This window comes from Mesorhizobium montanum (assembly GCF_033977145.1).
Classification (GTDB): domain Bacteria; phylum Pseudomonadota; class Alphaproteobacteria; order Rhizobiales; family Rhizobiaceae; genus Mesorhizobium; species Mesorhizobium montanum.
The window spans coordinates 130,222-152,956 of the sequence record NZ_JAVIJF010000019.1 but is presented as its reverse complement, the minus strand read 5'-3'; the positions used below and the strand labels follow the sequence as shown (position 1 = coordinate 152,956).

The following is a 22,735-nucleotide window of genomic DNA, read 5'->3' as shown; positions in this document are numbered from 1 at the left end:
GCCAGCGCTCACATATCCGCGCGCAAAAGGCCGGACATATGAGCGCAAGCGATCCGATCAAATCATCTCCAGCCAAAGCCTTGCAAGCAGGGGGCCGTCCACATATGAGCACCGGAAGCGCAGGAAACCGGCATTTGCAGGCCGGCCTCACCTGAATATCAGCACGCCTCAGCCGCCGATCGAATCGCGCATGCTCTTCAAAAGCGTGTTTGCGCCGAGCAAGATCAGCGTGTGGTCCGAGCCCATGGCGAGCAGCCGGTAGCCCATCGACACGACGCGACCAGCAATTGCCGGCTCGATGACGTAGATCGCGGCATGCTTGCCGGCCTTGCGCGTCCGCTCGGCGATCGAAGCAACCGTCTCCATCATGCTTTCCAGCGTCGAATTGATGGTGGTGCCGTTCGACCAGGCGATCGAGAAATCCGAAGGACCGACGAAGATCCCGTCGATGCCGGGCGTGTCCAAAATGCCGTCCAGAACCTCGAATGCCGCCCGCGTCTCGACCATGGCGAACGCCATTGTGCGCTGGTTCGAATCGCGCAGCCATTCGGCATGGTTCCCCTTGCCGTGGCGCGGAAAGGCGTAGGTCGGGCCCCAGGAGCGCTCGCCCAGCGGCGGATATTTCATCGCGGCGGCGAACTGCCGGGCATCGGCCACGGAATTCACCATCGGCGCGATCACCGCCTCGGCGCCGAAATCGAGCGCACGGCTCGCCATGTCGAAGCGCCCGACTGGGATGCGCACCAGAGCCGGTTTGCTGGCGGCCAGCACCGGCACCAGGCCGCGCAGCACGCTGTCCTCGTGGTGGCCGCCATGCTGCATGTCGAGGGTGACTGCGTCAAAACCCTGCTTGGCGATGATCTCTACGGTCAGCGCGTCCGGCACCCCCGACCAGGCGGTGAACAGCGTTTCGTCGGCGGCCAGGCGGGATTTGAGCGACATCGGAACTTTCCTTGTTAACAATCCGCAGTTTCAGCCCGAAACCGCGGGAAGGCAAAGAAAAACCGCCCGGCTATGCCGGGCGGTCGATTGGTCCAGCTGCGGCATGACGCCGAAAAGTGTGAAGCGGTTTTCGGACGACATCATGTTCATCCAGCCTCAGCTGTTCTTGATCTCCTCGATCGCCTGCGCCATCAGCTCGTCCATGGTGCGGCGGATCTGGTGATCGGACTGATTGACGCCAGCGGCATCGAAATCCTTGCGGATCTTGCGGAAAACATCGTGGTCGCCCGCTTCCTCGATATCGGAGACCACCACTTCCTTGGCATAGACTTCGGCATCGGCGCCGGATTTGCCCAGTTTCTCGGCGGCCCAGAGGCCAAGCGCCTTGTTGCGGCGCGCCGAGGCCTTGAAGCGAAGTTCCTCGTCGAAGACGAATTTGCGCTCAAAGCCCTCTTCGCGGTCTTTCATGCTGCTCATGACGTCCCTCCGGTCAATCCGATTCGCTTGGCGGTGAATATGTGTGATGGGCAAGCACAAATCAAAAGGCCGCGAGCCGGTCAATATGCTTCGTCGCATGCTGCGCTGCGGCATTTGAGTCTCGAAAGCAGTTGATTCGCGGGATTTGGCGATTGAGCAAACAGGGCGATTGCGATAACACCGGCATTGAACACCGCCGTCGCCATACTAATTTAGGCAGACGGACAGGAACTGGTCACTTGCCGCCTGCCCGCAGATCCAGAGAAAAAATCAGATGAAAAATCGCCGCCGTATTTACGAAGGCAAGGCCAAGATCCTCTATGAGGGACCCGAGCCGGGGACGCTGATCCAGTTCTTCAAGGACGACGCCACCGCTTTCAACAAGAAGAAACACGAAGTGGTCGATGGCAAGGGCGTGCTCAACAACCGCATTTCCGAGCACATTTTCAACCATTTGAATCGCATGGGCATCCCGACCCACTTCATCCGCCGGCTCAACATGCGCGAGCAGTTGATCAAGGAAGTCGAGATCATCCCGCTCGAGGTCGTCGTGCGCAATGTCGCCGCCGGCTCCCTGTCCAAGCGCCTCGGCATCGAGGAAGGCACGGTGCTGCCGCGATCGATCATCGAATTCTATTACAAGGCCGACGCGCTCGACGATCCGATGGTGTCGGAAGAGCACATCACCGCCTTCGGCTGGGCAAGCCCGCAGGAAATCGACGATATCATGGCCTTGGCCATCCGCATCAACGACTTCCTCTCCGGCCTGTTCCTCGGCGTCGGCATCCAGCTCGTCGACTTCAAGATCGAGTGCGGCCGCCTGTTCGAGGGCGACATGATGCGCATCGTCGTCGCCGACGAGATTTCACCGGATTCCTGCCGGTTGTGGGACGTCGCCACCCAGGACAAGCTCGACAAAGACCGCTTCCGCCGCGACATGGGCGGCCTGGTCGAAGCCTATCAGGAAGTTGCCCGCCGTCTCGGCATCATAAACGAGAACGAGCCGCCGCGCCCGACCGGCCCGGTCCTCGTCGCCTCCACCGAGTCGCCCAAGGGCTTGAAGCACTGATTACCAGGCGGCCTGCCGGCAACGGCAGGTCAGCCGCCCGCACGACCATCGCTCAGGAGTATCGATGAAAGCCCGTATCACCGTGACCCTCAAGAACGGCGTTCTCGACCCGCAGGGCAAGGCGATCGAGCACGCGCTCTCCGGGCTGGGCTTCGACGGCGTCGGCCAGGTGCGCCAGGGCAAGGTCTTCGACATCGAGCTTACCGGCGCCGACAAGGCCAAGGCCGAGGCCGATCTCAAAGCCATGTGCGACAAGCTTCTGGCGAACACGGTGATTGAGAATTATAGTGTAGCCATAACCTGAGGTTGCACTGGAGGCATTATGGCTGAAGCCACAAGCGATTTGATGTACGAGCTTCTGAAGCGGGTGCACCACGAGCTTGCGGAACTTCGCCAGGACTTTTCCGAGCAGAAGCGAGAGATGAATGTGCTTCGGGGCCATATGGCGGCAACTCAAAGTGATATTCACAACATCTACGGAATTCTCGCCCGTCAAGACGATCGTCTCGAACGCATCGAGCGCCGCCTAGACCTGCGAGAACTCGCCGAGAACCAGAGGCCCTTCGAACCGAAATGAAATCAGCCGTCGTCCTCCTGCCTGGCCTCAACCGCGACCGCGACATGATCGCGGCGCTGACCAAGATTTCCGGCCAGGCGCCGGCGACCGTCTGGCAGACCGACACCGAAATTCCCGATGTCGACCTGATCGCCATCCCCGGCGGCTTCTCCTTCGGCGACTATCTGCGCTGCGGCGCGATCGCGGCGCGCATGCCGGTGATGCGGGCGGTCGCCGAAAAGGCCGCCAAGGGCGTCACCGTCATCGGCGTCTGCAACGGCTTCCAGATCCTGGTCGAAGCGGGGCTGCTTCCCGGCGCGCTGATGCGCAATGCCTCGCTGAAATTCGTCTGCCGGCAGGTGAAGCTCCAGATCGCCAACGCCAACACCATGTTCACCCGCGGCTACCAGCCGGGACAGATCATCCGCTCGCCGGTGGCGCATCACGACGGCAATTATTTCGCCGATGCCGAGACGCTTGCCCGGCTCGAAGGCGAAGGCCAGGTGGTCTTCCGCTATGCGGACGGCACCAACCCCAACGGCTCGATCAACGACATCGCCGGCATCGTCAACGACAAGGGCAATGTGCTGGGGCTGATGCCGCATCCGGAGAACCTGATCGAGGCGGCGCACGGTGGCAATGATGGGCGGGCGCTGTTTGAAAGCGCGCTCGGCATTGCGGCTTGATCCTTTGACATCCAATCGGAACGCGGGGGCGGACTGACCATGAGACCGACGATTGCTCGCCTTGCCCTCCTGGCCGCTGCCGGGCTTGCTTTGGCTTCCTGCCAGTCCAGCCCCAAGACCACGCCGGTGCCGTCAGGCAAAAGCGCCTCGCTTCTTGCCATGGAACAGGTTGCCATCTCGGCTCACAAATGCTGGATCGCCAGCAGGGACCCGGCCTTCAAGTCCTACCAGATAGCCAATGAGCTCAATTCCTACAGCGGCACGCCGCGCTTCCTGCTGGTGCCCGCCAAGCATTATGGCGGCAAGCCTCTGCTGGTCGTGCAGGCGCAAGGCAATTCCAGCCGCGTCGATGTGTTCGGTCCGCTGATGAATGAGCCGCTCGGCGCGCGCATCGGCTCCGATATTGCTCGCTGGCAGGCCGGCAATCCGTCGTGCGCGGCGGCGGCATAAGCCTGCCATGGGCCGGTTCCTGCAGATCGCGGGATTGGTTATCGGGGTGGCCGCGCTTGTCCTGCAATTTTCCATCACGATGCCGGCATCGATGGCGGCGGGACGCACTTTGCTCGGCTCGATCGTGTTCTATTTCAGCTTTTTCACCATCCTGACCAACATCGCCGCGGTGCTGGTGCATGCCGCGCTGGTCTCGCCGGCCGGCTATGCCTGGTTCCCGGCCTTCGCCGGGCAGCGCATGCGGGCTGGCGTCGCGGTCGCCGTCACGCTGGTCTTCATCGTCTACGCGACCGTGCTGGCAAGGCTTTGGCAACCGCAGGGCCTGTTCCTGCTTTGCGATATCCTGCTCCACTACATCACGCCGCTGATCTTCGTGCTTTGGTGGCTCATTGCCGGTGCCGACGGCACGACACGCTGGCGCGATATCTCCTGGTGGATGATCTATCCGATCGCCTATCTCGCCTATGCGCTGATACGGGCGCCATTCGCCGGCGAAGTACCCTACCCGTTCCTCGACGTGGCCAAGAACGGCGCGGCCCAGGTCGCCGTTTCGGCTTTAGCCGTTACCGCACTGTTCATCGGGTTGAGCGTGCTTGCCGTGCTGGTCGATCACGGCATCGGCCGGTTGCGGGGAAAGCCCGCGGCCCGGATTGCACCCGGCCGACGATAGACGTCACTCCCAGAACGCCCTGATGCCTTCGCGATGGGCATCGCAGCGCGAGACGCCGATATCCTTCAGCTGCTCGTCGGTCATCTCTATCAGCGCAAGGCGGCCGCGCCGACGCTCGAGCATGCGGTCGATTTGCCTCGCGAGGGAACGGAGCACAACCACCATGCGACCGGCGAAGCCGCGGTTAGCCAGAGGATCGGTCTGCGCGCGAAACGCCGGGCGAGCGTAGCGAATTGTCTCGATTGTATCCATTGTCGTTCTGCCTTGTCTCGATTGTACCTTTCCAATCGCGGATTCGATATGAATTGACTCATCGCGCGGTGCAATATAGAAAATTGTCACCATGACAAATTGGCTCCCCGATCTTTCCTCCGGCTCCGGCCCGCTGTATCAGCGTCTTGCTGACAGCATTGAGTCAGATATCGACAGAGGGGTCATCGACGCCGGTGCAAAACTGCCGCCGCAGCGCGACCTCGCCTATGACATCGGCACGACCGTCGGCACCATCGGCAGGGCCTATCAGCTGCTGCGCGAACGCGGTCTGGTGAGCGGCGAGGTCGGTCGCGGCACCTATGTGCTCGGCCAGCGCGCCGAGGCCGCGAAACCCGACGTCGAACCTGGCTTGCAAGGCACGCGCCCTATCGACGCGCCGAGCGGCAAGCTGCGCTTCGACAGCACCGCCGCGCCCGATGTCGGCCAGGGTGCCGTGATTGCCGACGTGTTGGCGCGCACGGCGCAGGAGCATCCGCACGACATTTCGAGCTATACGCGGGATTTCCCCGAACGCTGGTATGAAGCCGGAAGCCGCTGGCTGGCGCGCAATGCCTTCCGCCCCTCGCCCGATTCGATCGTGCCGACGCTGGGAACCCATGCCGCGGTCATGGCGGCGATCGCGGCGCTGACCATGCCCGGCGACTACGTGGTCTTTGAGCACCTCACCTATTCGCAGATCGCTCGCAGTGCCGGGCTGATCGGCCGTCGCACGGCGCTGGTTTCGACTGACGAGGATGGCATCGACCCTGATGATTTCGAGCGCGTCTGCGCGCAGAAACATCCAAAGGTGATGTTCCTGATGCCGACCGCGAAGAACCCGACCTTGGTGACATTATCGGCGGAGCGGCGGCAGGCGATCGCGCGGATCGCGCGCGAGTACAATGTCGCGCTGATCGAGGACGACCTTTACGGCGAGCTCACCGACGATCCGACGCCGCTGCTCGCCGAATATGCGCCCGAGCGCACGATCGTCGCCGGCGGCCTGTCGAAGTCGGTCGCGGCAGGCGTGCGCGGCGGCTGGCTCTCCTGCCCGCCGGCCTACCGCCACCGCATCCGTGTCGCCCACAAGATGATGACCGGCGGCCTGCCTTTCCTGCTGGCTGAGGTCGGCACAAGGCTCGTGATGTCGGGCCAGGCGGGCGAGATCCGCAAGCGCTGCATTGCCGAAATCCAGGCGCGCCTCGCCATCGTGCGCGACGTGCTGGCGGGGTTCGACTTCAAGGCGCGTGACAACGTGCCCTTCGTCTGGCTGACCTTGCCGGACCCGTGGCTGTCCGGCACCTTCAAGAACGCCTGCCTGGCGCAAGGCGTGCTCATCGACGACGAGGACGAGTTCAAGGCCGGCCGCTCCGAGCAGGTCTTTCACGGCGTGCGTTTTGGCGTATCGCAACCGCAGCAAAGCAAGGATGTCGCAGGCGGCGTCGCCGTCATCCGCCGCCTGCTCGATGAAGGCCGCGCCGGCTACGACAGTTTTTCCTGAAGCCGGTCTCATTGGCGGCAGCAGAGACAGCTTTGCGGCGTTTTTCGTCTTACGGTGGGGTGTATCGCGCTAAAGCTTACGATAAGAGGGGACTCGAAAAAACTCCCCTTTCCCACGGACAAAAATGCCGCTCATGACCATTTCCAATTCCGTGCCGATCACCCCTGGGCTCGTCGCCGCGCATGGGCTGAAGCCCGACGAATACCAGCGCATCCTCGATCTGATCGGCCGCGAGCCAAGCTTCACCGAGCTCGGCATCTTCTCGGCGATGTGGAACGAGCACTGCTCCTACAAGTCCTCCAAGAAATGGCTGCGCACGCTGCCCACCAGCGGCCCGCAGGTCATCCAGGGTCCAGGCGAGAACGCCGGCGTGGTCGATATCGGCGATGGCGACTGCGTGGTCTTCAAGATGGAGAGCCACAACCACCCCTCCTACATCGAACCCTATCAGGGCGCCGCGACCGGCGTCGGCGGCATCCTGCGCGACGTCTTCACCATGGGTGCCAGGCCGGTTGCGGCGATGAACGCGTTGCGCTTCGGTGCGCCAGACCATCCCAAGACACGGCATCTGGTGAGCGGCGTGGTTTCCGGTGTTGGAGGCTATGGCAACGCCTTCGGCGTACCGACGGTTGGCGGCGAGGTTAATTTCGATGCCCGCTACAACGGCAACATCCTGGTCAACGCCTTTGCCGCGGGCCTTGCCAAGACCGATGCGATCTTCCTGTCTGAAGCCAAGGGCGTCGGTTTGCCAGTTGTGTATCTCGGCGCCAAGACGGGGCGTGACGGCGTCGGCGGCGCCACCATGGCCTCGGCCGAGTTCGATGACAAGATCGAGGAAAAACGCCCCACCGTACAAGTCGGCGACCCCTTTACTGAAAAATGCCTGCTGGAGGCCTGCCTCGAGCTGATGGCGTCGGGTGCCGTCATCGCCATCCAGGACATGGGCGCCGCCGGCCTCACCTGCTCGGCGGTCGAGATGGGCGCCAAGGGCGATCTCGGCATAGAGCTCGACCTCGACAAGGTGCCGGTGCGCGAGGAGCGCATGAGCGCCTATGAGATGATGCTGTCGGAAAGCCAGGAGCGTATGCTGATGGTGCTGCGCCCCGAAAAGGAAGAGGAAGCCGAGGCGATCTTCCGCAAATGGGGGCTCGACTTCGCCATTGTCGGCAAGACCACCGATGACCTGCGTTTCCGCGTGCTGCACCAGGGCGACGAGGTCGCCAACCTGCCGATCAAGGATCTCGGCGACAAGGCGCCGGAATATGACCGCCCGTGGGTCGAGCCCAAGAAGCCTGCACCGCTTGCGGCGAACGATGCGCCGAAGGCCGATGTCGCGGACGCGCTGCTGAAAATGCTCGGCGGACCGGACCTCTCCTCGCGTCGCTGGGTGTGGGAGCAGTATGACACGCTGATCCAGGGCAATTCGCTGCAGCTTCCCGGCGGCGATGCCGGCGTCGTGCGCGTCGAAGGCCACCCGACCAAGGCGCTGGCCTTCTCCTCCGACGTCACGCCGCGCTATTGCGAGGCCGACCCTTATGAGGGTGGCAAGCAGGCCGTCGCCGAATGCTGGCGCAACCTGACCGCCACCGGCGCCTTGCCGCTCGCCGCTACCGACAACCTCAATTTCGGCAATCCGGAGCGACCCGAGATCATGGGCCAGTTGGTTGGCGCCGTTAAGGGCATCGGCGATGCCTGCCGCGCGCTCGGCTTCCCGATCGTCTCCGGTAATGTCTCGCTCTACAACGAAACCAATGGCCGCGGCATTCTGCCGACGCCGACCATCGGCGGCGTCGGGCTGATTGCTGACTGGTCGAAGATGGCCCGGGTCGGCTTTGCCGCCGAGGGCCAGATGATCGTGCTGGTAGGCGCGTCGTCGACCTGGGGCAGTCATCTTGGCCAGTCGGCCTATATGCGCGACATCCACGGCCGCGCCGACGGCCCACCGCCGCCGGTCGACCTCGCGCATGAGAAGCGCGTCGGCGACCATGTGCGCTCGCTGATCGCTTCCGGCATCGTGACCGCCGCCCACGACGTCTCCGATGGCGGCCTCGCCGTGGCGCTCGCCGAAATGGCGATGGCCTCCGGCATCGGCGCCACCATTCCCGGCCTCACCGGCACCGACCCGATCCCGGTCTGGTTCGGCGAGGATCAGGGCCGCTATCTGCTGACGCTGTCGATTGATCCGCAAAGCGGCGAATGGGACAGGATCCGCGAGGAGCAGAACATGCTCGGCATCTTCGCGCCCTGGATCGGCACCACCGGCGGACGTGAATTGAAACTCGGCCAGGCGCGGCCAATCCCGCTCAGCGAGCTGACCGCCGCCCATGAGGGCTGGTTCCCGCGCTTCATGGATCAGGCCAGTTGACGAGGCTAGCGGCATGTCTCCCGAAAGTGTGCAGTGGTTTCGGGAAAAAGACATGCTCAAAATAAAAGACCTAAAGCATGTCGCATAAATCCTTTTTTATGCGACATGCTTTAACCGCCAAGGCGCTGGTTGCAGTCGTCTTCTGGCCGTCCCTGTTCTTCTTCTGGTTTCTCGGGCCGTTCGTCCTGTTCCTGCTGTCGACGACCTCGAGCGAGGTCTGTCCGCGGCTGGAAACCCCCGCCGAGTTCCTGGCGGCCGCCAACGGCACGCTGCCGATGCTCATCGTGCAGACCCTGATCTACGCGGTTCCGGTCGTCTGCCTCGTGCTATGGAACAGGCTTTCTCCGGAGCCGGCGCGGGCAAGGCATGTCGTGACCTGCATCAAGCTCTTCACTGTCGCCGCGGTGATCGGCGCTATTTGGGAATATGGCTCTTCTTTGACCTGTGACGGCTATGGTCAGCCCTTCTTCTCATCGGCCTGGCGGATGACGAGCTATCTTCCCATCCTCAGCCTGCTGATCAATATCCCGCTCTACGTGCTGGTCGTCAGCCTCGGCCGGGCCTATTCAACGCGCCATGACATCACCGAAGACGGCGTGGTTCATGCCAAGCTGGATAATCCTTAGGCTGCCATTGCCGACGGAACGGCTTCAATCCGGGCCGGAAAGGCTTTAGGCTGGCCCGAGTCATACCTATATACAGCGTGCCCGCTTGAAACAGGATTTTGCCATGGCAATGGATGCCCACGACATCGAAAAACTGATCAAGGAAGGCATTCCGGACGCCAAGGTGACGATCCGCGATCTGGCCGGCGACGGCGACCATTACGCGGCCGAGGTCATTGCGGAAAGCTTCCGCGGCAAAAGCCGCGTGCAGCAGCACCAGATGGTCTACAACGCGTTGAAGGGCAATATGGGCGGCGTGCTGCATGCGCTGGCCCTGCAGACCAGCATCCCCGACTGAGCGCTATCGCCACTTAGCCCAAAATCGCCTTATCCCTTGCGCCATTGGGCTGGCGTCGCGGCTAACGTCTTGTTTCAGCCAACCTATGGGTTTATTTGAAGGGCATGCTTCGAGCCTGACTCCCACAGGCATGAAAGGATTGTCCATGACCGGCATCAACGACTACATCGACAATGAAGTGAAGAGCAACGACGTCGTGCTCTTCATGAAGGGCACGCCCGGTTTCCCGCAATGCGGGTTCTCCGGCCAACTGGTGCAGATCCTCGATTACATCGGGGCCGACTACAAAGGCGTGAACGTGCTCGACTCGGCCGAACTGCGCCAGGGCATCAAGGATTATTCCAACTGGCCGACCATTCCGCAGCTCTACGTCAAGGGCGAGTTCGTCGGCGGTTGCGACATCGTGCGCGAGATGTTCCAGGCCGGTGAGCTGCAGGACTTCCTGGTCGAAAAGGGTGTCAGCGTCAAAGGCGCCGCCTGATCGAGCTGCGCCGGCCATCGGCCGGTAGCGCTGATTTCCGGGGCTGCCCCACCTCGGCATTGTGGTTCTCGACAATGAGAACGGAACGGATAGGTGCGCCGGCTTACCGGCGCATGTTCGTTTGAAAGACTGGATTTCGCCGTGGACAAGCAGGCAGCAGCGCAGCAATCGGCAAACAATTTGCTCATTCCGCGCTGGGAATTCATTGCGCTCTGCGCCGCGCTGATGGCGCTCAATTCCCTCGCCATCGACATCATGCTGCCGGCGTTGCAGCAGATCGGCGCGTCGCTCGGTGTCGAAAACGAAAACCACCGGCAATACGTCATCACCGCCTATATTCTCGGCTTCGGCACCGGGCAGCTTTTCTTCGGCCCGATCTCCGATCGTTTCGGCCGTCGCGCGCCGCTGGTCGCAGGCCTGATCATCTATGTCGCGGCGGTTGCCGCCGCCGCTGTCGCACCCACCTTTGCCATCCTGCTCGCCTGCCGTGTCGTGCAGGGCATCGGCGCCGCCGCGACGCGCGTCATCGCCGTCTCGATCGTGCGCGACACGTTCGAGGGTCGCCGCATGGCCGAAGTGATGTCGCTGATCTTCATGGTGTTCATGGCGATCCCGGTCGTCGCGCCCGGCATCGGCCAGTTCATCATGCTGTTCGCCACCTGGCACTGGATCTTCGTCACCATGGCCGTCGGTGCGCTGATCGTGTCGGCATGGTCGCTGCTGCGCCTGCCGGAGACGCTGCATCCGGAGTACCGCCGAGCGCTCACCGTTACCGCGATCGTCGGCGGCTTCCGCATCGTGCTCACCAACCGCGTCGCGGTTTGTTATGCGTTTGCCAGCACCTTCATCTTCGGCGCCATGTTCGGTTTCATCAATTCGGCGCAGCAGATCTATCTCGATGTCTTCCATGTCGGCGAGCTGTTCCCGCTGATCTTCGCCGGCGTCGCCGGCGTGCTCGCCTTCTCGAACTTCCTCAACGCTCGGCTTGTCGGGCGGGTCGGCATGCGCCGCCTGTCGCAAAGCGCGCTGCTGCTGTTCCTCGCCATCAGCTTGATATGGCTCGTCGTCTCGCTGGAGATGCAAATGCCGCTCTGGCTGTTCATCACCTTCTTCGCCGGCGCGATGGTGCCGTTCGGCTGCCTCGGCGCGAATTTCAACGCACTGGCAATGGAACCTCTCGGCGCGCTCGCGGGCACCGCCTCATCCATCCTCGGCTTCATGCAGACCTTTCTTGGCGGCATCCTCGGCACGCTGATCGGCCAAGCCTATAACGGCACGGTAACACCCTTGGCCGCCGGCTTCTGCAGTGTCTCGGTCGCTGCCTTGCTGATGATCCTGGTCGCCGAAGGCGGGCGGCTGTTCCAGCCTCACAACCCGCCCGTCTGAAACACCGGCAACACCCGGGCGCTCAGGATCTGCTTCCCTCTGCTGCCGCAAAGAGCGGGGAAAGTATGCGCCCCGCGATCGCGCCGCCCATGCTGTCGGTGAAAGGCACAGGCAGGGCCTTTTCAAGTGCCTCAAGCACGGAAGCCACGAAGGCTCTGTTCAAACTGTCGTCCGGTCCCAGTTTCGAGAAAGTGGCGCGCGGCTTGCCGATAAGCGTTCCGTCCCGGCGAAGCGAGAACCGCAACGTAAGCGAGAGGTCGCCGGTCCCTGGTGGCGGCTGCCAACAAGCGTAAATGGCATCGAACATCTCCGCTATGGTGTTAACCGGGTCGCGGCTGCCGCAGGCGCGACGCTGCGCCAAAGCCTGCCCGCAACCTGCATTCATGATGACGGCGAACGCAAGGGCGGCGATCGCACAGCGGAAGTTCATGTGCATCCCGGACCTTCGATGAAGTCACCGATCAGGTCGACCTGCCGGGCTTCACAAGTGACCGATCCTACTCCGCCCAGAGTTCGCGGCGCAACTCGTCCCAGCTTTGCTTGTCCGGCGCGACCAGCAGGCCGCCATCGACATGCGACGGCAGATAGGCGCTGCCGTCGATGCGCGCCACATGCCCGCCTGCCTCCTGGTGGATCAGCGCGCCGGCCAGATGATCCCAGGGCATAAGCTTGTTGTAGAGGACGAAATGGGCGTGGCCGCTGGCCAGCAGGCGGTATTCATGCGCCGCGCAGCGATAGGCAAATTGCGACAGAGTCCTGGTCTGGTTGCGGGCAAGCCGCGAGCGCTCAGGCTCCTCGAGAAATTGCCAGGAAACGGAGCCGGTCATCTGCGACATCGGCACCGGCGCCGCAACGCCAACCTTCTCCAGCGCGTCATGCGCGTGGCGGATATGGCTGCCGGCGCCTTTGGCGCCGATCAGCCAGTCCTTGCCGACCGGATCGTGGATGATGCCCGCGACGGTTTCGCCGTTGACGACGACGCCGGCCATGACACCGAACAGCGGCACGCCCGAAGCGAAGTTGAAGGTGCCGTCGACCGGATCGATGACGAAGGCAAGCGCCGCATCGCCCAGACCTGCGAGCAGCGCCGGATTGTCCGAACAGGCCTCCTCGCCGACCACCATCGCGTCGGGATAGCGCTCGCGCAGCCGGGCGGTGATCAGCCTCTCGGCATTGACGTCCGCTTCGGTGACAAGGTCGGCGGCGGACGTCTTCTGGCGGACGTCGCCCTCGCCCAGCCGGCGGAAACGCGGCATGATTTCGGCCCTGGCCGCTTCGGCGAGAAGCTCGGCCAGCCAGTCGATCGAACGGTCGTCAAATTTCATCGAAAATGTCTTGTCCTGGGTTCACGTCGAGCCCCGCGAAGTCGAACAGCTTCCTGTCCAGCAGATGCGAGAGCCGTACATTGGTCATGGCGCGGATCATCGTGTCCTTGCGGCCGGGCATGCGCTTCTCGATGTCGTCGAGCATCGCCTTCATGGCGTTGCGCTGCAGCCCTTCCTGGCTGCCGCACAGATCGCACGGAATGATCGGGAATTTCATCGCATTGGCGAATTTTTCGAGATCGGCCTCGGCGCTATAGGCGAGCGGCCGCAGCACCATGACGTCGCCCTCGTCATTGAGAAGCTTGGGCGGCATGGCGGCGAGACGCCCGCCATGGAACAGGTTCATGAAGAAGGTCTCGAGGATATCCTCGCGGTGATGCCCAAGCACCAGCGCCGAACACCCCTCCTCCCGCGCGATGCGGTAGAGATGGCCGCGCCGCAGCCGCGAGCACAGCGAGCAATAGGTGCTGCCCTCGGGCAGTTTGTCGGTCACCACCGAATAGGTGTCCCGATATTCGATGCGGTGCGCGATGCCGTTGGCGTTGAGATAATCGGGCAGAATGTGTTTCGGGAAATTCGGCTGGCCCTGATCGAGATTGCAGGCGAGCAGCTCGACCGGCAGCAGGCCGCGCCATTTGAGATCGAGCAGCAAGGCAAGCAGCCCATAAGAGTCCTTGCCGCCGGAGAGCGCCACCAGCCAGCGTTCGCCGGGCTTCACCATGGCGAAATCCTCGATGGCCTGGCGGGTGAGTCTCAGCAGCCGCTTGCGGAGCTTGTTGAACTCGACCGAAGACGGCACGTCGCGGAACAGCGGATGGAAGCCGCCTTCGGCATCGTCGTCGATCGGCTCGATGGTTTTGACGCCAAGTGATCTGGTATCTGGCAGCATGTTCATGGTGCTGATGCCCACGGGTCCGTTGGCGCACGGCTTACCGGACATAGCGGACAAAGAAAAGGCCGCCTCGAGAGGCGGCCCTGGATGTCGCAGCTGATTGATATCGATCAGCGCGAGTAGAATTCGACGACCAGATTCGGTTCCATCTGCACGGCGAACGGAACGTCCGACAGGCCGGGAACGCGCCCGAAGGTCGCGGTCATCTTGTTGTGATCGGCTTCGATATAGTCCGGCACGTCGCGCTCGGCGAGACCGACCGATTCCAGAACGATGACGAGCTGCTTCGACTTCTCGCGCACCTCGATCACGTCGCCCGGCTTGCAGCGGTACGAGCCGATGTTGACGCGCTTGCCGTTGACGTTGACGTGGCCGTGGTTGACGAATTGGCGGGCGGCGAAAATGGTCGGCACGAACTTGGCGCGGTAGACGACCGCGTCGAGACGCGACTCGAGCAGGCCGATCAGGTTCTCGGAGGTGTCGCCCTTGCGGCGGTCGGCCTCCTCATAGACCTTGCGGAACTGCTTTTCCGAAACGTCGCCATAGTGACCCTTCAGCTTCTGCTTGGCGCGCAGCTGCAGGCCGAAGTCGGAAAGCTTGCCCTTGCGGCGCTGGCCGTGCTGGCCGGGGCCGTATTCACGCTTGTTGACCGGGGACTTCGGGCGGCCCCAAATATTTTCGCCAAGACGGCGATCGATCTTGTATTTCGCGGATTCGCGCTTGCTCATCGCATTCCCTTTCAAGACAATATACCCGGAACCCCATGGCTCCGGGCGAAGGAAACGCGCCCTCCTCTGGCCTCCGTTTTCGAGACCTGACAGGGCTTTCCACGCAAAGCGACGGAAAACCCACGGGACACGTCAAAAGAAACCACCGGGCGTCGCCACCCGGTGTTGGTGGGCCTGTTAAACACAGATTTAACCGATGTCAAGCTTGAGGCTGGCGGCGCCGAGGGCAACCCGATACCATTCCTGCGTTGCATGCGGTGCCGGCGGGAAGTTGTACGCCGGCGGCATCGGGCGGATTGCGGAATCTTCGTATGCAAACGCCCTGCACGTGAATGAAGGGACTGGAGCAGAGGAGTCCGAATTCCCATGAAGAAATTCTTCCTTACCCTGACCGGGGCCGCTGTATTGGCAGGGTCGATGGCGGTCATGACGCCTGAACCGGCAATGGCCCGGCATTGGCACGGCCACCAACAGGTGTGCCGCGTCGTTGTGAAGAAAAGAGTGGTCTGGCGGCACGGCCACCGTCAGGTCGTCCGCTTTAAGACACGGCATTGCTGGTGGCGCCGCTAGTTCATTTAGCAGCAAAGAATCGACGCAGGCCCGCGGTTCGTACCGCGGGCCTTTTCATCCGATCTCGCTGTCTATGACTTCTTGCCAGGCAGGCCCTTGCGCTTGGTCTCGGCGAATTCCTCAAGCTGCTTCTCGCTCATCGATTCATACATTTCGCGCGAAGCGCCCTTGAGTTCGCTTTTCTTGATCTCGCCGCGCTTCGCGGAAAGCGCCGCGCCGGCAGCCTTTTGCTGAGCTTGCGATGTGGAGGGCATGGCGGTTCTCCTTTGCTGCAGAGCAATTCCAGGAAAAGTGTGAAACGGTTTTCCGTCCGGAATTGCGTTAAAACAAACAGATAGAGGAGAAACGCCGCGCTTCGGCGGCAGTTCCAGCGCGAGCGGCCCAGCCCCTCGGAAGCCCCGCGTCCCAGGCGATTTTCGTTGACGACCTTCCCGTGCCCGGGAGGCCGGTGTAGGACGGGCGGCATGAAATCGCTGACCGATCCCTCACAGGCGCTCTCCACCGGCCTCGCGAAAATCCGCACCGAATTCCACGTGCCGGATGGATTTCCGGCTGGCGTCGTGGCCGCGGCCGAGGCGGCGGCCAGGCGCGTGCCCGACCGGCATGCCGACCGGACCGCGATGCCCTTCGTCACGCTCGATCCGGCGAGCTCGACCGATCTCGACCAGGCGTTCTCGATCGAGGCGAGCGGCGGCGATCTTCTCTTGCATTATGCCATTGCCGACGTGGCCTGGTTCGTCGAGGACGGCGACGCGATAGATCTTGAAGCCTGGAACCGGGGCGAGACGCTTTACTTGCCGGACGGCAAGGCCGGGCTCTACCCGCCGGTGCTCGCCGAGGGTGCGGCAAGCTTGTTGCCCGATGGACCGCGTCCAGCGGTCGTTTTCACGGTTCGGGTTGCCGAGGACGGTGCCGCGAAATTGGAAGGCGTGGAGCGGGCAATCATTCAAAGCCGCGCCAAGCTTGCCTATGACAGCGTGCAGGCCTCCGATGTTCCCGCCGGCTTCGCGGAGCTGGCGCAGCGCATGGCGGCAAACGAAGAGCGTCGTGGCGCATCGCGCGTCGACCCGCCCGAGCAGGAGGTGGAAAGGCTCGCCGACGGCACGTTCCGGCTCTCGTTCAGGCCGCTGCTGCAATCCGAACAGGACAACGCCGCGCTTTCGCTGGCCGCCAACATGGCGATTGCCGACGCCATGCTGGCGCACCGGACCGGGTTGTTCCGGGTGATGTCGGGGCCGGATGCCTCCAAGGTGCAAAGGCTGCGCAACGCCGCACAGGCTCTCGGACTGTCCTGGCCGGTCTCCACCAGCCTGCGTGACTATCAGCGCACGCTTGATCCGGGCAATAAGCAACAGGCGGCGTTGATGCTGGAAATCCGCCGGGCAGGCAACGGCGCGTCCTACCAGCCCTATGTGGAGGGCGTCGTCCCCTGGCATGAGGCGATGGCCGCGACCTATGCCCACGCCACCGCGCCGCTCAGGCGACTGGCCGACCGCTACGTCGTGCGCTGCGCGCTGGCAATCGCCAACGGCCAGCCCGTGCCGCAGGCTGTCACCGATGCGTTCGCCAGACTGCCGAAGGTGATGGGGCGCGCCGATGCCCGTGCTTCGCAGATCAACCACGCGGCCATCGACCTCGCCGAGGCGGTCATGCTCAAGGGGCGCGAGGGTGAGACGTTCAAGGCTGTCGTCACCGACTTCGTCGATCACGGCGTGCGTGTGCAGCTTGCCGACATGGCTGTCGTCGCCAACGTGAGGGCCGCCGGACTCAGGCAGGGCGATAGCCTGAGCCTAAGGCTGGTCTCGGCCGATCCTGATCAACGCAGCATCGTCTTCGAACCTGCCGTGCCAGTTTGAGCGGCGGGTTGTTTCAAGGTGTGTTGAAATTCAGGTCAGGCCGAGCCGAAAATGGTGGCTTCCGAGAACCGGCCTACGCCGGCGGTAGCCTGAATTAGCTGCTGCGCCACTCGAGAGTGCTTCGGCCGGCGAAGGCCGGAAGCGCAGGAAACCGCCATTTGCAGGCCGGCATCACCTGACTCTCAACACACCTTAGCGCGCGGTTAGTCCAAAGCCCTGGATCAGCCGCTTCGTGGCGAAATCAACCTTGCCCGAGGTGAAGACGGCAAGGTCGGGCTCGCTTTCGCCCGATGTCTCTCCGACCGGTTCGAGCAGCGACATGGCGCGCCGCGCGATCGCCTCGGCCGGATCGATCCAGTCCACCGGCCAGGGCGCGGTCTTGCGCATGCGGTTGGCGAGAAACGGGTAATGCGTGCAGGCAAGCACGACGATGTCGGTGCGGTTGCCGTCGCGCTCGATGAAGCAGGGCGCGATTTCGGCGCGCACGGCTTCTTCGTCGACGAAACCCTGGCGCATATAGATCTCGGCGAGCCCCGCCAGCCGGTCGCTGCCGACCAGGCGCACATGGCATTTCTGCGCCCACTTGCTGATCAGGTCGCGCGTGTACTGGCGCTTCACCGTGCCCGGCGTCGCCAGCACCGACACCAGACCCGAGCGGGTGCGTTCGGCGGCCGGCTTGATCGCCGGCACGGTACCGACAAAGAGATGGCCGGGGAATTTGTCGCGCAGTGCGTCGATCACCAGGGTCGAGGCGGTGTTGCAGGCGATCACCGAGATCGCCGGCTGAAGGCGGTCGAGCAATTTGCCGAACAGCGCGAGTATGTGATCCTTGAGTGCCGGCTCCTCCCAGGCACCGTAAGGGAAAGCCGCGTCGTCGGCGATATAGACGAATCGGCGATCGGGCATCAGCACGCGCGCCTCGCGCAGCACGGTCAGCCCGCCAACGCCGGAATCGAACATCAGGATCGGGCGTTGGCTTGATCGATCGCTCATTTTTATCCGGCCATGAGAGGCATCAGGTCCGTCATTGGACCGACGGCGCTTCTATCGCGAATGATAGTGGTCTTGAAGAGGCGAATGCGAGCAGCTTTTGCGCAACCGCTAGAGCATGAAGGACTCAGATTTCGGCTCGATTCGACCTGAAATCATCCGGCTCTAAGGCCCACTCATATCCCGCGCTTGCCGAAGCCGGCGGGGCGCGGCCTGCCGAAAGGCTGCGGCGCGGGCGGAACGCGGGCGGCGGGAGCGGTGGCACGTGGGGCGGCCGGCACGGCGGTGCGTCCGGTGAGGGCCGGCGCCGGCAGCGGGCCGTCGAAGTCGAAGACATCCGTCAATTCATCGATGTTGCTGCCCGCGACAGGCTTCGCCCACAGGATCGTGCACCAGAGGCCGAATACTGAAAGGCCGAGCAGGTTCAGCCCAGCCGGAATGCTCTCGGGGTCGCCGAATTTGACGACCAGCAGCACGCCCGCCTGTAGTAAGGCGTAGACGGCGGAAAGCGCGATGTAACCCCACAGTATCCACCGGCGCCCGTTGGCGTCGCGGGTGCGGCGCGAGGCGATGTTGCCGCGAAACGCCACAAAGATGAGAGAAGCGACGAGGACCGCGCCGGCCATGCCCTGACGCGACGGACCAGGCGCCGAATTGAGCAGCCCTTCGAAACCGATCGTGCCGACAATGCAGATAACGATCACCACGGTTTCGGCGACGGCGAGGCCGAAAGAGTAGAGGAAAAAGCGCAGACGACCAATATTGGACGTGAACATGTGCCACCCCACTATTGCAGCAAGGATGAGGCACAACCGAATAAAATTCGGTTACTTCAAACGTTCGCAGCTTACTGATTTTAACTTTCTTCGTCTTTGGCACGACTGCGCGCGGCGGCCGGCAATCGTCTCGGATCATCCCCGGGCGAGCCATCGCCGCGCGGCATGGCCGGCGAAAACCTGTCGAGCGACGAGATGATGCCGCGCAGCACCTTGAGCTCGGGCTCGGCGAAGCCCGCGCGCGTCAGCACGGCGCGCAGATTGTCGACCATCTTCGGTTTCTTTTCTTCAGGGCGGAAGTAACCGCGCACTTCCAGCGCGTTTTCCAGATAGGCGAACAGGCTGTGCAGCTGCTCCTTGGTTGCCGGCACCAGTTCCGGCCCGGAGAAGTTGGTCTGGGTCTCGTCGGCGAGGCCGGACTTCATCCATTCATAGGATATGAGCAGAACGGCCTGCGCGATGTTGAGCGAGGAAAAGCCGGGATCGACCGGGAAGGTGACGATCTCGTCGGCGAACCCGACCTCGTCATTATAGAGGCCGAAGCGTTCGCGGCCGAACAGGATACCGGCGCGCTCGCCCGCTTCAACACGCGCCCTGAGCGCCCTGCCTGCTTCCACGGGCCCGCGCACCGGCTTGAAGCCGTCGCGCTCGCGCGCGGTCGTGGCGAAGACGAAGTTGAGGTCGGCGACGGCCGAGGCCAGATCGTCGAAGACCTTAGTGGCGTCGATGACATGGTCGGCGCGGCTGGCGGCCGCCCGCGCCTTCTCGCTCGGCCAGCCGTCGCGCGGGTTGACGAGCCTGAGCTCGGATAGGCCGAAATTCGCCATCGCCCGCGCGACCATGCCGATGTTCTCGCCGAGCTGCGGCTCGACCAGGATGATCGCCGGTCCGGCGGAGGCGGTTTTGGTTGTATCTTCGACGGCTGGCATGGCTATGGGTAACCGGGGTTTGCGGCGTTTCGGCGTCCCCTGCCACATCCAGCCCGGAAAATGAAGCATTCACGACAGCGGCACCCGTCCGCCAAGGCACGGATCGCGGTTTGCGCGCTGAAAAAGCCTTTGATATACGCTCCGCATCCCAGGCCGAAACCATGCGGGCAAGGCCGTTCATATCCCCCAGCAACGAGGCATTCTTTCCATGGCGAAGATCAAGGTGGCGAACCCGGTCGTCGAGCTCGACGGCGACGAGATGACCCGCATCATCTGGCAGTTCATCAAGGACAAGCTGATCCACCCCTATCTCGACCTGAAGCTTGAATATTATGACCTCGGCATCGAGCACCGCGACGCCACCAACGACCAGGTGACCATCGACTCGGCCAACGCCATCAAGAAATGGGGCGTCGGCGTGAAATGCGCGACGATCACGCCCGACGAGCAGCGCGTCGAGGAATTCAAGCTGAAGAAGATGTGGAAGTCACCGAACGGCACCATCCGCAACATCCTCGGCGGCACCATCTTCCGCGAGCCGATCATCATGAAGAACGTGCCGCGTCTCGTGCCCGGCTGGACCAAGCCGATCATCGTCGGCCGTCATGCCTTCGGCGACCAGTATCGCGCCACCGACTTCCGCTTCCCCGGCAAGGGCAAGCTGACGATCAAGTTCGTCGGCGAGGACGGCCAGGTGATCGAGCACGACGTCTATGACGCGCCCGGCGCCGGCGTGGCCATGGCCATGTACAATCTCGACGAGTCGATCCGCGAATTCGCCCGCGCCTCGCTGAACTACGGTCTGCTGCGCAACTATCCGGTCTATCTGTCGACCAAGAACACCATCCTCAAGGCCTATGACGGCCGCTTCAAGGACATCTTCCAGGAGGTCTACGAGGCCGAGTTCGAGGCCGAATTCAAGTCGAAGAAGCTGTGGTACGAGCACCGCCTGATCGACGACATGGTGGCCTCCAGCCTGAAATGGTCGGGCGGCTATGTCTGGGCCTGCAAGAATTATGACGGCGACGTGCAGTCCGACACAGTGGCGCAGGGTTTTGGCTCGCTCGGCCTGATGACCTCGGTGCTGATGACGCCGGACGGCAAGACGGTGGAAGCGGAAGCCGCGCATGGCACCGTGACCCGCCACTACCGCCAGCACCAGAAGGGCGAGGAAACCTCGACCAACTCGATCGCCTCGATCTTCGCCTGGACGCGGGGCCTCGCCCACCGCGCCAAGCTCGACGACAATGCCGAGCTGAAGCGCTTCGCCGTGACGCTGGAGAAGGTCTGCATCCAGACCGTCGAGAGCGGTTTCATGACCAAGGATCTCTCGCTGCTGATCGGCCCTGACCAGCCCTGGCTCTCGACCACCGGCTTCCTCGACAAGATCGACGAGAATCTCCAGAAGGCGATGGGGTAATCAACCATGGTCGATGCCGGCGAAAAGGCTCGCCTTTGCGCCGGCAACAATGCGGATTTGTGTCGGGCAGTTTTCAAGGCGAATGGGTTGCGCGACCAGAGGAACGAGTTCTTCTGGTCGAGCGAGGAGCAAGCGCCTTCCTTCTATCCGAATGCCGTCACTCTGCATGCTGGTGCGATGGCGGCTCAGCTGGCGGAAATATCCAGGCTGACATCCGTCTTTGCCGGTAGCTTTGCGGTCAAGGATGGGTTTTGCCGTCTCGACCTCCAACCGCTCGGGTTCCGGCCGCTCTTCGAAGCGGGTTGGATCTGGATGGATCTGGCTCACCCGACTGCCGCAACTCCCGGTTGGGAACGCGTTGAGGATGCTTCAAGCCTGGAAATGTGGGAACTCGCCTGGGCGGATGGCGGAAACCAATCCAACAGCCGGGTCGTTCCCACAGCGATCCTGAACGACGACACGATCGCCATCCTTGGCCGGCGAACGGCCGACGGGTTCAGCGCCGGTTGCATCGCCAACAGGTCGGAGCAGGTGATCGGGCTATCAAATGTGTTCGTCACAGATGGCAGTCCGCCCTATCGGGATGCCGCGCGAGCCGCAGCCAACGCGTTTGCCGGAGGTCGCGCGCTGGTCGGATATGAACGCGATGGCGCGCTGGACGAAGCACTAAACTGTGGCTTTCAGGCCACCGGCATGCTTCGCATCTGGCTACGTGATTTGATGGAAAGCGAGCCGCGCTGACCGCCGCTACGTCCATGGCAAGGAGGGACGCCGGATGGCAAAGCCAATCCTCTACGGCGCCGACTATAGCGTCTATGTCCGCATTGCGCGCATGGCGCTCGAGGAAAAGGGTGTCGGCTATGAACCCGTCCCTCTAGACATCTTCGCCGCCGATGGCATTCCGGCCTGGTATCTGGAGCACCATCCCTTTGGCCGCATCCCGGCCTTCGAGCATGACGGATTTCGGCTGTTCGAGACCAGCGCCATCGCACGCTATGTCGACGAAGCCTTCGATGGTCCGGCCCTGCAGCCGGAGGACGCGCGCGGGCGCGCTCGAATGAGCCAGATCATCGGCATGCTCGACGCCTACGGTTATCGCGCCATGGTGTGGGACGTGGCGGTCGAGCGGCTGGAAAAGGAGCAGCCGGACGAGAAGCTGATCGCCAGCGGTCTCAGCCAAGCGGAGACGGTGCTCAAGGTACTGACCTCGCTGAAGTCGAAAGGACCCTGGCTGCTCGGCGAGCAGCTGACGCTGGCCGACCTGCACGCCGCGCCCATCATCGCCTATTTCGTCAAGGTCGCCGAAGGGCGCGATCTGCTGGCGCGCTTTGCGGATATCCGGGACTGGTATGTGCGCATGGCGGCTCGCCCGAGCTTTGCGGGAACCGAGAAGACCGCCTAATTCGAGTGAGCTTCCTCGGCGCTGGCGCCGCCCCTCATTGCCCTTCCGG

At 63.0% G+C, this 22,735-nt stretch carries 28 protein-coding genes; 17 read left to right on the top strand and 11 right to left on the bottom strand.

Annotated features, from left to right (window positions below; genetic code table 11):
• Window positions 1-168: 168 nt before the first annotated feature.
• On the bottom strand, window positions 169-942 hold the full coding sequence (locus RFM68_RS24700; RefSeq protein ID WP_320235642.1) for an HpcH/HpaI aldolase family protein: 774 nt from the start codon (window positions 940-942) through the stop codon (window positions 169-171).
• 156 nt (window positions 943-1,098) lie between these two features.
• Window positions 1,099-1,419 (bottom strand): DUF1476 domain-containing protein, encoded by a 321-nt coding sequence (locus tag RFM68_RS24695; protein WP_320235641.1) that lies wholly within the window; start codon window positions 1,417-1,419, stop codon window positions 1,099-1,101.
• Window positions 1,420-1,693: 274 nt separating this feature from the next.
• Here RFM68_RS24695 and purC point away from each other — a divergent pair, with 274 nt between their 5' ends.
• From purC to RFM68_RS24665, 6 genes are all read left to right on the top strand, one after another.
• Window positions 1,694-2,488 (top strand): phosphoribosylaminoimidazolesuccinocarboxamide synthase, encoded by a 795-nt coding sequence (gene purC, locus RFM68_RS24690; protein WP_320235640.1) that lies wholly within the window; start codon window positions 1,694-1,696, stop codon window positions 2,486-2,488.
• A gap of 64 nt (window positions 2,489-2,552) precedes the next feature.
• Window positions 2,553-2,792, top strand: coding sequence for a phosphoribosylformylglycinamidine synthase subunit PurS (gene purS, locus RFM68_RS24685; RefSeq protein ID WP_320235638.1), 240 nt, complete (start codon window positions 2,553-2,555; stop codon window positions 2,790-2,792).
• Between the two features lie 18 nt (window positions 2,793-2,810).
• On the top strand, window positions 2,811-3,065 hold the full coding sequence (locus RFM68_RS24680; RefSeq protein ID WP_320235637.1) for a hypothetical protein: 255 nt from the start codon (window positions 2,811-2,813) through the stop codon (window positions 3,063-3,065).
• On the top strand, window positions 3,062-3,730 hold the full coding sequence (gene purQ, locus RFM68_RS24675) for a phosphoribosylformylglycinamidine synthase subunit PurQ (protein WP_320235635.1): 669 nt from the start codon (window positions 3,062-3,064) through the stop codon (window positions 3,728-3,730). Before RFM68_RS24680 ends, purQ begins: the two co-directional genes overlap by 4 nt.
• A gap of 39 nt (window positions 3,731-3,769) precedes the next feature.
• Window positions 3,770-4,180 (top strand): hypothetical protein, encoded by a 411-nt coding sequence (locus tag RFM68_RS24670; RefSeq protein ID WP_320235634.1) that lies wholly within the window; start codon window positions 3,770-3,772, stop codon window positions 4,178-4,180.
• Window positions 4,181-4,187: 7 nt separating this feature from the next.
• Window positions 4,188-4,850: a Pr6Pr family membrane protein gene (locus tag RFM68_RS24665; RefSeq protein ID WP_320235633.1), complete on the top strand. Its 663-nt coding sequence runs from the start codon at window positions 4,188-4,190 to the stop codon at window positions 4,848-4,850.
• A 3-nt stretch (window positions 4,851-4,853) separates the two neighbouring features.
• Here RFM68_RS24665 and RFM68_RS24660 read toward each other — a convergent pair whose 3' ends face one another.
• Window positions 4,854-5,102, bottom strand: a complete 249-nt coding sequence (locus RFM68_RS24660; RefSeq protein WP_320235648.1) for a DUF1127 domain-containing protein — start codon at window positions 5,100-5,102, stop codon at window positions 4,854-4,856.
• A 91-nt stretch (window positions 5,103-5,193) separates the two neighbouring features.
• Here RFM68_RS24660 and RFM68_RS24655 point away from each other — a divergent pair, with 91 nt between their 5' ends.
• The 6 genes from RFM68_RS24655 (at window position 5,194) to RFM68_RS24630 (ending at window position 11,798) form a co-directional block, all read left to right on the top strand.
• The gene (locus tag RFM68_RS24655) at window positions 5,194-6,603 is read left to right on the top strand and encodes an aminotransferase-like domain-containing protein (RefSeq protein ID WP_320235632.1); all 1,410 of its coding nucleotides are present in this window, start codon (window positions 5,194-5,196) and stop codon (window positions 6,601-6,603) included.
• A 133-nt stretch (window positions 6,604-6,736) separates the two neighbouring features.
• Complete coding sequence (purL, locus tag RFM68_RS24650; RefSeq protein WP_320235647.1) at window positions 6,737-8,968, top strand: phosphoribosylformylglycinamidine synthase subunit PurL; 2,232 nt, start codon at window positions 6,737-6,739, stop codon at window positions 8,966-8,968.
• A gap of 98 nt (window positions 8,969-9,066) precedes the next feature.
• Complete coding sequence (locus RFM68_RS24645; protein ID WP_320235629.1) at window positions 9,067-9,594, top strand: hypothetical protein; 528 nt, start codon at window positions 9,067-9,069, stop codon at window positions 9,592-9,594.
• 103 nt (window positions 9,595-9,697) lie between these two features.
• Window positions 9,698-9,931, top strand: a complete 234-nt coding sequence (locus RFM68_RS24640; protein WP_320235628.1) for a BolA/IbaG family iron-sulfur metabolism protein — start codon at window positions 9,698-9,700, stop codon at window positions 9,929-9,931.
• Window positions 9,932-10,076: 145 nt separating this feature from the next.
• Window positions 10,077-10,412, top strand: a complete 336-nt coding sequence (grxD, locus tag RFM68_RS24635) for a Grx4 family monothiol glutaredoxin (RefSeq protein ID WP_320235626.1) — start codon at window positions 10,077-10,079, stop codon at window positions 10,410-10,412.
• A 141-nt stretch (window positions 10,413-10,553) separates the two neighbouring features.
• Window positions 10,554-11,798 (top strand): multidrug effflux MFS transporter, encoded by a 1,245-nt coding sequence (locus RFM68_RS24630; RefSeq protein WP_320235625.1) that lies wholly within the window; start codon window positions 10,554-10,556, stop codon window positions 11,796-11,798.
• Between the two features lie 22 nt (window positions 11,799-11,820).
• Here the strand turns inward: RFM68_RS24630 and RFM68_RS24625 are convergent, their stop codons facing one another.
• The 4 genes from RFM68_RS24625 to rpsD all read right to left on the bottom strand — a co-directional run bounded on the left by RFM68_RS24625 (window position 11,821) and on the right by rpsD (window position 14,743).
• The gene (locus tag RFM68_RS24625; RefSeq protein ID WP_320235624.1) at window positions 11,821-12,234 is read right to left on the bottom strand and encodes a UCP034077 family protein; all 414 of its coding nucleotides are present in this window, start codon (window positions 12,232-12,234) and stop codon (window positions 11,821-11,823) included.
• 61 nt (window positions 12,235-12,295) lie between these two features.
• Window positions 12,296-13,123, bottom strand: a complete 828-nt coding sequence (locus RFM68_RS24620; RefSeq protein ID WP_320235623.1) for an inositol monophosphatase family protein — start codon at window positions 13,121-13,123, stop codon at window positions 12,296-12,298.
• Window positions 13,113-14,018: a tRNA 2-thiocytidine(32) synthetase TtcA gene (gene ttcA, locus RFM68_RS24615; protein WP_320235622.1), complete on the bottom strand. Its 906-nt coding sequence runs from the start codon at window positions 14,016-14,018 to the stop codon at window positions 13,113-13,115. Before ttcA ends, RFM68_RS24620 begins: the two co-directional genes overlap by 11 nt.
• A gap of 107 nt (window positions 14,019-14,125) precedes the next feature.
• Window positions 14,126-14,743: a 30S ribosomal protein S4 gene (gene rpsD, locus RFM68_RS24610; RefSeq protein ID WP_320235621.1), complete on the bottom strand. Its 618-nt coding sequence runs from the start codon at window positions 14,741-14,743 to the stop codon at window positions 14,126-14,128.
• Window positions 14,744-15,109: 366 nt separating this feature from the next.
• On the opposite strand from rpsD, the gene RFM68_RS24605 reads away from it, so the two are divergent.
• Window positions 15,110-15,313, top strand: a complete 204-nt coding sequence (locus RFM68_RS24605; RefSeq protein WP_320235620.1) for a hypothetical protein — start codon at window positions 15,110-15,112, stop codon at window positions 15,311-15,313.
• Between the two features lie 71 nt (window positions 15,314-15,384).
• On the opposite strand, the gene RFM68_RS24600 is transcribed toward RFM68_RS24605, so the two are convergent.
• Window positions 15,385-15,567: a DUF3008 family protein gene (locus RFM68_RS24600; protein ID WP_320235619.1), complete on the bottom strand. Its 183-nt coding sequence runs from the start codon at window positions 15,565-15,567 to the stop codon at window positions 15,385-15,387.
• Between the two features lie 210 nt (window positions 15,568-15,777).
• Between RFM68_RS24600 and RFM68_RS24595 the strand changes: the two genes are divergently transcribed.
• The gene (locus RFM68_RS24595) at window positions 15,778-17,169 is read left to right on the top strand and encodes an RNB domain-containing ribonuclease (protein WP_320235618.1); all 1,392 of its coding nucleotides are present in this window, start codon (window positions 15,778-15,780) and stop codon (window positions 17,167-17,169) included.
• A 192-nt stretch (window positions 17,170-17,361) separates the two neighbouring features.
• On the opposite strand, the gene murI is transcribed toward RFM68_RS24595, so the two are convergent.
• From murI to RFM68_RS24580, 3 genes are all read right to left on the bottom strand, one after another.
• A complete protein-coding gene (gene murI / locus RFM68_RS24590; RefSeq protein ID WP_320235616.1) occupies window positions 17,362-18,162 on the bottom strand; it encodes a glutamate racemase in 801 nt (266 codons plus the stop codon).
• A 173-nt stretch (window positions 18,163-18,335) separates the two neighbouring features.
• Window positions 18,336-18,935 carry a hypothetical protein gene (locus tag RFM68_RS24585; RefSeq protein WP_320235615.1) on the bottom strand — a complete coding sequence of 200 codons (600 nt, stop codon included), beginning with the start codon at window positions 18,933-18,935 and terminating at the stop codon, window positions 18,336-18,338.
• A gap of 80 nt (window positions 18,936-19,015) precedes the next feature.
• Complete coding sequence (locus RFM68_RS24580) at window positions 19,016-19,864, bottom strand: RNA methyltransferase (RefSeq protein ID WP_320235614.1); 849 nt, start codon at window positions 19,862-19,864, stop codon at window positions 19,016-19,018.
• A gap of 208 nt (window positions 19,865-20,072) precedes the next feature.
• Here RFM68_RS24580 and RFM68_RS24575 point away from each other — a divergent pair, with 208 nt between their 5' ends.
• Genes RFM68_RS24575 through RFM68_RS24565 form a run of 3 tightly spaced genes read left to right on the top strand, consistent with a single transcriptional unit; the run spans window position 20,073 to window position 22,686 of the window.
• The gene (locus RFM68_RS24575) at window positions 20,073-21,284 is read left to right on the top strand and encodes an NADP-dependent isocitrate dehydrogenase (RefSeq protein ID WP_320235613.1); all 1,212 of its coding nucleotides are present in this window, start codon (window positions 20,073-20,075) and stop codon (window positions 21,282-21,284) included.
• Window positions 21,285-21,290: 6 nt separating this feature from the next.
• The gene (locus tag RFM68_RS24570; RefSeq protein ID WP_320235612.1) at window positions 21,291-22,025 is read left to right on the top strand and encodes a hypothetical protein; all 735 of its coding nucleotides are present in this window, start codon (window positions 21,291-21,293) and stop codon (window positions 22,023-22,025) included.
• 34 nt (window positions 22,026-22,059) lie between these two features.
• Window positions 22,060-22,686, top strand: coding sequence for a glutathione S-transferase family protein (locus RFM68_RS24565; protein ID WP_320235611.1), 627 nt, complete (start codon window positions 22,060-22,062; stop codon window positions 22,684-22,686).
• The last annotated feature ends 49 nt before the right edge of the window (window positions 22,687-22,735 follow it).

Coding starts and splice junctions, on each gene's coding strand:
- RFM68_RS24660 (WP_320235648.1), bottom strand. CDS start 5,102: ATGGATACAATCGAGACAATTCGCTACGCTCGCCCGGCGTTTCGCGCG.
- RFM68_RS24570 (WP_320235612.1), top strand. CDS start 21,291: ATGGTCGATGCCGGCGAAAAGGCTCGCCTTTGCGCCGGCAACAATGCG.
- RFM68_RS24645 (WP_320235629.1), top strand. CDS start 9,067: ATGCGACATGCTTTAACCGCCAAGGCGCTGGTTGCAGTCGTCTTCTGG.
- RFM68_RS24640 (WP_320235628.1), top strand. CDS start 9,698: ATGGCAATGGATGCCCACGACATCGAAAAACTGATCAAGGAAGGCATT.
- purQ (WP_320235635.1), top strand. CDS start 3,062: ATGAAATCAGCCGTCGTCCTCCTGCCTGGCCTCAACCGCGACCGCGAC.
- RFM68_RS24670 (WP_320235634.1), top strand. CDS start 3,770: ATGAGACCGACGATTGCTCGCCTTGCCCTCCTGGCCGCTGCCGGGCTT.
- RFM68_RS24655 (WP_320235632.1), top strand. CDS start 5,194: ATGACAAATTGGCTCCCCGATCTTTCCTCCGGCTCCGGCCCGCTGTAT.
- RFM68_RS24585 (WP_320235615.1), bottom strand. CDS start 18,935: ATGTTCACGTCCAATATTGGTCGTCTGCGCTTTTTCCTCTACTCTTTC.
- RFM68_RS24665 (WP_320235633.1), top strand. CDS start 4,188: ATGGGCCGGTTCCTGCAGATCGCGGGATTGGTTATCGGGGTGGCCGCG.
- RFM68_RS24700 (WP_320235642.1), bottom strand. CDS start 942: ATGTCGCTCAAATCCCGCCTGGCCGCCGACGAAACGCTGTTCACCGCC.
- RFM68_RS24620 (WP_320235623.1), bottom strand. CDS start 13,123: ATGAAATTTGACGACCGTTCGATCGACTGGCTGGCCGAGCTTCTCGCC.
- ttcA (WP_320235622.1), bottom strand. CDS start 14,018: ATGAACATGCTGCCAGATACCAGATCACTTGGCGTCAAAACCATCGAG.
- purL (WP_320235647.1), top strand. CDS start 6,737: ATGACCATTTCCAATTCCGTGCCGATCACCCCTGGGCTCGTCGCCGCG.
- rpsD (WP_320235621.1), bottom strand. CDS start 14,743: ATGAGCAAGCGCGAATCCGCGAAATACAAGATCGATCGCCGTCTTGGC.
- RFM68_RS24580 (WP_320235614.1), bottom strand. CDS start 19,864: ATGCCAGCCGTCGAAGATACAACCAAAACCGCCTCCGCCGGACCGGCG.
- RFM68_RS24600 (WP_320235619.1), bottom strand. CDS start 15,567: ATGCCCTCCACATCGCAAGCTCAGCAAAAGGCTGCCGGCGCGGCGCTT.
- RFM68_RS24625 (WP_320235624.1), bottom strand. CDS start 12,234: ATGCACATGAACTTCCGCTGTGCGATCGCCGCCCTTGCGTTCGCCGTC.
- RFM68_RS24565 (WP_320235611.1), top strand. CDS start 22,060: ATGGCAAAGCCAATCCTCTACGGCGCCGACTATAGCGTCTATGTCCGC.
- RFM68_RS24575 (WP_320235613.1), top strand. CDS start 20,073: ATGGCGAAGATCAAGGTGGCGAACCCGGTCGTCGAGCTCGACGGCGAC.
- RFM68_RS24605 (WP_320235620.1), top strand. CDS start 15,110: ATGAAGAAATTCTTCCTTACCCTGACCGGGGCCGCTGTATTGGCAGGG.
- RFM68_RS24595 (WP_320235618.1), top strand. CDS start 15,778: ATGAAATCGCTGACCGATCCCTCACAGGCGCTCTCCACCGGCCTCGCG.
- purC (WP_320235640.1), top strand. CDS start 1,694: ATGAAAAATCGCCGCCGTATTTACGAAGGCAAGGCCAAGATCCTCTAT.
- purS (WP_320235638.1), top strand. CDS start 2,553: ATGAAAGCCCGTATCACCGTGACCCTCAAGAACGGCGTTCTCGACCCG.
- grxD (WP_320235626.1), top strand. CDS start 10,077: ATGACCGGCATCAACGACTACATCGACAATGAAGTGAAGAGCAACGAC.
- RFM68_RS24680 (WP_320235637.1), top strand. CDS start 2,811: ATGGCTGAAGCCACAAGCGATTTGATGTACGAGCTTCTGAAGCGGGTG.
- RFM68_RS24695 (WP_320235641.1), bottom strand. CDS start 1,419: ATGAGCAGCATGAAAGACCGCGAAGAGGGCTTTGAGCGCAAATTCGTC.
- murI (WP_320235616.1), bottom strand. CDS start 18,162: ATGAGCGATCGATCAAGCCAACGCCCGATCCTGATGTTCGATTCCGGC.